General features: G+C 62.8%; 5 protein-coding genes. 3 read left to right on the top strand and 2 right to left on the bottom strand.

The window, feature by feature from the left end; translation table 11 throughout:
- Positions 1–479: MFS transporter (locus tag EN884_RS22260; RefSeq protein ID WP_164895105.1), on the bottom strand; the 479-nt coding region annotated here is incomplete at its 3' end.
- A 145-nt stretch (positions 480–624) separates the two neighbouring features.
- A complete protein-coding gene (locus EN884_RS22255; protein WP_013530146.1) occupies positions 625–2289 on the bottom strand; it encodes a Na/Pi cotransporter family protein in 1665 nt (554 codons plus the stop codon).
- 387 nt (positions 2290–2676) lie between these two features.
- Between EN884_RS22255 and EN884_RS22250 the strand changes: the two genes are divergently transcribed.
- The 3 genes from EN884_RS22250 to EN884_RS22240 all read left to right on the top strand — a co-directional run.
- Complete coding sequence (locus EN884_RS22250; RefSeq protein ID WP_013530147.1) at positions 2677–3048, top strand: RcnB family protein; 372 nt, start codon at positions 2677–2679, stop codon at positions 3046–3048.
- A gap of 141 nt (positions 3049–3189) precedes the next feature.
- Positions 3190–5127 (top strand): DNA primase, encoded by a 1938-nt coding sequence (gene dnaG / locus EN884_RS22245; RefSeq protein WP_063168778.1) that lies wholly within the window; start codon positions 3190–3192, stop codon positions 5125–5127.
- A 426-nt stretch (positions 5128–5553) separates the two neighbouring features.
- A partial coding sequence (locus EN884_RS22240; RefSeq protein WP_281034836.1) for an RNA polymerase sigma factor region1.1 domain-containing protein occupies positions 5554–5941 on the top strand: 388 nt, incomplete at its 3' end.

Raw genomic sequence — 5941 nt, 5'->3', positions numbered from 1 at the left:
ATCCTGTCCGGCCTCACCGTCTCCAACGTCATCGGCGTGCCGGCCGGCACGCCGATGACGTTGGAGACGGTGAGGCCGGACAGGATGACGGCGACAGCCATGCCGCGCTGGTCCTCGCGCACGAGACCGACGGCAACGACCATGGCGACGCCGAAATAGGCGCCATGCGCGACCGCCACGGCAATGCGCAACAGAAGCATCGAGGTGAAATCGGGCGCCAGCGCGCAAGCCGCCTGGCCAATGGTGAAGGCGATGGCTAGGCCGAGCAGCAGGCTCTTGCGCGACAATGACTTGGTGGCGAGCGCCAGCAGCGGGCCGCCGATGGCGATGCCGCCGGCATAGCCGGAGACGAGATAGCCGGCGGAGGGAACCGAGACGCCCAGGCCTTGCGCCACCTGCGGCAGCACGCCGGCAATGACGAATTCGGTGGTGCCGAAGGCAAAGGCGGCGATGAACAGGGCGATGAGCGGAAGCGACATGGGGAAGCCTTAGCTGGAAGCGCCTCAAACCACGGATGGGCTTTGCGGGCAATCCAGAAATTTTTGTCGCGAGTTTAGGTTTTCTTGAATTGGATGCGAGCAGCCGCTTCCCTTCTCCCCAGGGGAGAAGGGAAAGTGGCGCTTCTCAGCTCGCCTTCAACCGCGACCCCGTCAGCAGGCCGCGCTCTTCAAGCACCGGATAGGCCATCGAGGCCAGCAGCGAATTGATCTGTTTCAGGTCGCGGATGGTGTCGAGATGGATCGAGCTGGTTTCGACGCTCTTGGCGGTGCCGTCGCGCAGCCGCACGAAATGGCTGGCGCTGGTTTCCTTTTCGCGGTCGCGCAGCCGGTCCTTTTCCAGCACCAGCTGACGGGCGGTCTCGGGATCGCGCGACACCAGAACGTTGAAGGCAAGCCGCGCATTGGCCAGAACCGAGCCATGGAAGGCGCACAGCTCGGCCCAGCCCTCGTCGGTGAATTCCAGTCCGCGCTCGAACTTCTTCTTCACATGCACCAGCATGTTGCGCACGATGATGTCGCCGACCTGCTCGAGCTTGACGCAGGCGCCGATCAGTTCCTGGCAGCGCAGCGCCTCGTCCTCGGTCAGCGGGTTCCTGGTCAGTTTGGCGAGGTAGAGCTTGATCGCGGCGTGCTTGCGGTCGACGCGGTCGTCGAGTGCGGCCAGCGCCTTGATCTTGTCGGCGTCGGCACTTTCATAGAGTTCGATGATACGCTTGAGCATGATCTCGATCGTCTCGCAGACCCGCACCACCTCGCGGGTGGCATTGGCCAGCGCCTGGCTCGGCACGTCGAGCGCGCTTTCGTTGAGCGCGGACAGCTCGACGACGTCAAGCGAGGCGGCCGGCACGGGCTTGGTGCCAAGTGCGACGATCTTCTCCGAAGCGCGGTAGACGAAGCCTGCCAGCGGCAGGCCGGCGAGCAGGATCAGCACATTGAACAGGATGTGGGCATTGACGATCTGGTCCGCCGCCGTCGAACCGAGAAAGGCGAAGTGCGGCCTGAAGATCATGACCAGGATCAGCATGACCAGCGAGCCAAGCCCGCGCATCAGGAGATTGCCGATCGGCACGACGCGCACCTCGGGGCTCGACGAACGGGTCAGCATCGGCGCGATGATCGAGGAGCCGAGGTTGACGCCAAGGATGAGAACGACGCCAAGTTCGGGCGTGATCAGGCCACGGCCTGCCAGCGTCGCCATCAACAGCACCGCCGCGATGCTCGACTGGAACAGCCAGGTGATCAGTGCCGCCAGCAGATAGGCGGTGATGGAATCGGTCGAGAAGTAGTTGATGATGACCGGCATGAGCTGGCTGTTGCGCAGGGGCTCCGATGCCTGGCCGATCATCTCCAGCGAGAGGATCAGAAGGCCGATGCCGACCAGGATGCGGCCGGACTGGCGCCAGTCGCGCCGCTCGGTGGCCATGAACATGACCGTGCCGGTGATCAGGCACAGCGGCACCAGCAAGGTGAGGTCGAAGGTCAGCAGCTTGACCACCAGCGCCGATCCGATTTCGGCGCCGCGCACTGCCAATTGACCCGCGGCGCCAGAGACGATGCCAGAGCCGGCGAAGGAGCCGACCAGCAGCGTGACGGCGGTGGAGCTCTGCAGGGCGATGGCAAGGCCGGTGCCGGCCAGCACCGCCATGATCGGATTGCGCATGGTGGCGCGGAGGCGATGGCGCAGCACGTCGCCATAGGCGCGTTCAACGCCGGTCTTCACCATGCGGGTGGCAAACAGCATCAGCGCCACGGCGCCGGCCAGATGCAGAAGGACGACGGACCCGCTCATTTCGTCCCCCGCATGCAAACAGGGCGCCCGCCCTGTTTTGCGTGGCGATCAGAAGGAAAAACGAGGGAACGAATCATGTTCATGGCGGTGACTTATAATAGCTCGAATATTTTAGCCGGATAATAAAATCTTGTCGATTTCAAGGGCCGTTGCCGCGCGACAGGCGGTGTCGGAAAATGGACGGACGCGCAAATGGTTGCATTGCTGGGCGGGCGCGAAGCGGCGGATAGGCCGAGTTTGCGGTGCGACTGGCTCCTGCCTTTGCGATCATGTTCAGCTTCCTTGGGTAAATCAAGGAATCCATTACATAATTGTAATGCGTGCGTTCAGTTTCGGTTCATCGATGGGCAGCTACTGCTTCGATATCGACAACCAAGGAGACTTCTCATGAAACGCATCGTCCTTTCCGCACTCGCTTTCTCGATGCTGGCCGCCACGTCGCTCACCGGCCAGGCCGCACCGCTGAATGCGCCGAACGCGCCGCAGTCGAACTACAGCCAGGTCGACTGGCAGAAGCCCGGCCACCACAGCGATGTGAGGAAGCGCGTTTACAAGAAGAAGGTCGTCGTCGTGAAGCGCAACAACTGGCGGCATGGCCAGAAATATTCCGGCTGGAAGCGCCATCAGCCGATCCGCGACTATGGCCGCTACGGCCTGCATCGCCCCGGCCGCGGCCAGGAATGGATCCGCGTCGGCAACGACTATGTGCTGGTCGGCATCCTCTCCGGCGTCATCTTCGGCGCGCTTGCCGCGCATTAATCGGCACCTTGCCGGACATTGAAAAGGGAGGCGGCCCGCTACGGCCGCCTTTCTTTTTGCCTGTGGAAACCGGGTATGGCCCGCATTAAGGGTCGTCGGATTTCGCGGGCGTGATTATATAATCGGGAAACGAGTTCCCCGATGCGCTTTCCACCCGCCTTCCTCGACGAGATACGCGACCGCGTGCCGATTTCATCGGTGATCGGCCAGCGCGTCGCGTGGGACCGCAAGAAGACCAACGCACCGCGCGGCGACTATTGGGCCTGCTGCCCGTTCCATGGCGAGAAGAGCCCTTCCTTCCACTGCGAGGACAAGAAGGGCCGCTACCATTGTTTCGGCTGTTCGGTCTCGGGCGATCATTTCAAGTTCCTCACCGAACTGGACGGGATGAGCTTTCCCGAAGCTGTGGAAAAGATCGCCGACATGGCCGGGGTGCCGATGCCGGTCCGCGATGCGCAGGAGGAGCGGCGCGAAAAGGAACGCGCCAGCCTGACCGACGTCATGGAGATGGCGACCGCCTTCTTCCAGGAACGGCTGCAGGGACCGGAAGGCGCCAAGGCGCGTGCCTATCTGCGCGACCGCGGCCTGACGCCGGCGACGCAGCAATCGTTCCGGCTTGGTTTTGCGCCCGACAGCCGCAATGCGCTGAAGGAGCATCTCGCCGCCAGGGGCGTGCCGAAAGCCGATATCGAGGCCTGCGGACTGGTGCGCCACGGCGACGACATCCCGGTTTCCTATGACTGGTTCCGCGACCGCATCATGTTTCCGATCCCGGATTCCAGGGGGAAGATCATCGCCTTTGGCGGCCGCGCGCTGCAGCCCGATGCGCTGGCCAAATACATGAACTCGCCCGACACCGAGCTCTTCCACAAGGGCAACGTGCTTTATAATTTCGCCCGCGCCCGCAAGGCCTTGGCCAAGGGCGGCACGGTCATCGCCGTCGAAGGCTATATGGATGTCATCGCGCTGGCACAGGCCGGCTTCGAGAATGTCGTGGCGCCGCTCGGCACCGCGCTTACCGAGAACCAGCTCGAGCTGCTGTGGCGCATGGCGCCGGAGCCGATGTTGTGCTTCGACGGCGACAAGGCCGGGTTGAAGGCCGCGTGGCGGGCCGCCGACATGGCGCTGCCGTCGGTGCAGGCCGGCCGCTCGGCGCGTTTCGCGCTGCTGCCGGAAGGCAAGGATCCCGACGATCTGGTCAAGGCCGAAGGACCGGATGCGTTTCGTAGCGTTCTGGCCGAGGCGCGGCCGCTGGTCGATCTTTTATGGATGCGTGAGACGGCGGGCGGCGTCTTCGACACGCCGGAGCGGCGGGCCGAGCTTGAGAAGACGCTGCGCGAACTGACCAGCCGCATCCGCGATGAAAGTCTCCGCTACCATTATCAACAGGAGATGCGCGAGCGCGTGTTGAGCTTCTTCGGCTCGCAGCGCGGCACCAGGCAAAGCGGCCGCCAGGATGGGCGCCCGGGCCAGGGCAAGGCAGCCGCTCCCGGCGGGCAGTTCGCCAAGAGCGGTGGCGGCCGCATTGCGATCACCGAAAGTCTCGGCCAGTCGGCTTTGGTCAAACGCGGCGGCGAGGGGATGTCGGTGCGCGAGGCGACGATCATCGTCGCATTGGTCAACCATCCGGCACTGATCGACGAGAATTTCGCCCATATCGAGTTTCTCGATCTCGCCAACTCCGATCTGAGGCGGCTGCATGCGGCAATCCTCGATGCAATGGCGCATGACATGGCCAATGACCGGCAGGCGGTGATTGCGACGATCGAACGCGCCGGCTGCGCCGAGATCTGGGAGCGGGCCGTCGGGTTGATCCGGCGGATGCGGCAATGGCCGGCGCTGGAGACCGCCGCCCTTGAAGATGCCCGCGATGCTTTCAGCCAGGCGCTGCACTTGCAGCGCAGCGCGCGCACCTTACATAAGGAACTGAAACAGGCGGAAGCGGCGCTCGCCACCGATCCCACAGACGAAAACTACCGGCACCTGATCGAAATTCAGGCGCAATTCCAGGATGTGCAAGCCACGGAAGCGCTGATCGAAGGGTTTGGCGTCTCCTCGGGCAGGGCAGGGCGAGCTTAGTTGGAAGCGAGTGAATTGAGAAAGCGTCGTTGCGCGTCGAAATGGCGCGTAACGGGCTAAGTCGGGTAATTGATTCGCTTTTTTCATGCGAATCATGCGAGAGGCGCTTGACCTTCTGGCAGATTGGCGGAATCAGGACGATTCGAAACGTTAACCCGAACCCGCGTCGACGGGAAATAAGCGATGTGAGGTACTGGTCACTGGACAGGCAGCCCGCCTGCCACAGATATCAGGGTTAATCTGGACTTAATGGATGTCGCCCAAAAAGGGGAAACCCGGTTTTGGGGCAACGACATACACCAAACGAAACGAGTTGATGCAGTTACTGGCCCGGTGAAGCGCGTTTCATAAGCGAGCGCATCCGATTTGACTGGTCCGACAGCTTACGCGGCTTTGAAGTTCGGCCGCTAGGAGAAGATAAAGACTATGGCGACAAAGGAAAAGGAAGAGGTCGAAACCGAACGCGAAGGCGCCACCGATGGCCCTCTGCTCGACCTTTCCGATGATGCTGTCAAGAAGATGATCAAGGCCGCCAAGAAGCGCGGCTATGTCACCATGGACGAGCTGAATTCGGTGCTGCCCTCAGAGGAAGTGACCTCCGAGCAGATCGAGGACACGATGGCGATGCTGTCCGACATGGGCATCAACGTGGTCGAGGACGACGAGCAGGGCGAGGAGCCCGAGGCCGCCGACACCGCGGCCGATGCCGAGGAAGACGCCAACGAGCTGGCTGAGCAGACCGGCACCGCGGTTGCCGCCACCACCACCAAGAAAGAACCGACCGATCGCACCGACGATCCGGTGCGCATGTATC

The organism is Mesorhizobium sp. M7A.F.Ca.AU.001.01.1.1, assembly GCF_004022735.1.
Classification (GTDB): Bacteria; Pseudomonadota; Alphaproteobacteria; order Rhizobiales; family Rhizobiaceae; genus Mesorhizobium; species Mesorhizobium ciceri.
This window is presented reverse-complemented; position numbering and strand designations above follow the sequence as displayed.

Coding starts and splice junctions, on each gene's coding strand:
- dnaG (WP_063168778.1), top strand. CDS start 3,190: ATGCGCTTTCCACCCGCCTTCCTCGACGAGATACGCGACCGCGTGCCG.
- EN884_RS22255 (WP_013530146.1), bottom strand. CDS start 2,289: ATGAGCGGGTCCGTCGTCCTTCTGCATCTGGCCGGCGCCGTGGCGCTG.
- EN884_RS22250 (WP_013530147.1), top strand. CDS start 2,677: ATGAAACGCATCGTCCTTTCCGCACTCGCTTTCTCGATGCTGGCCGCC.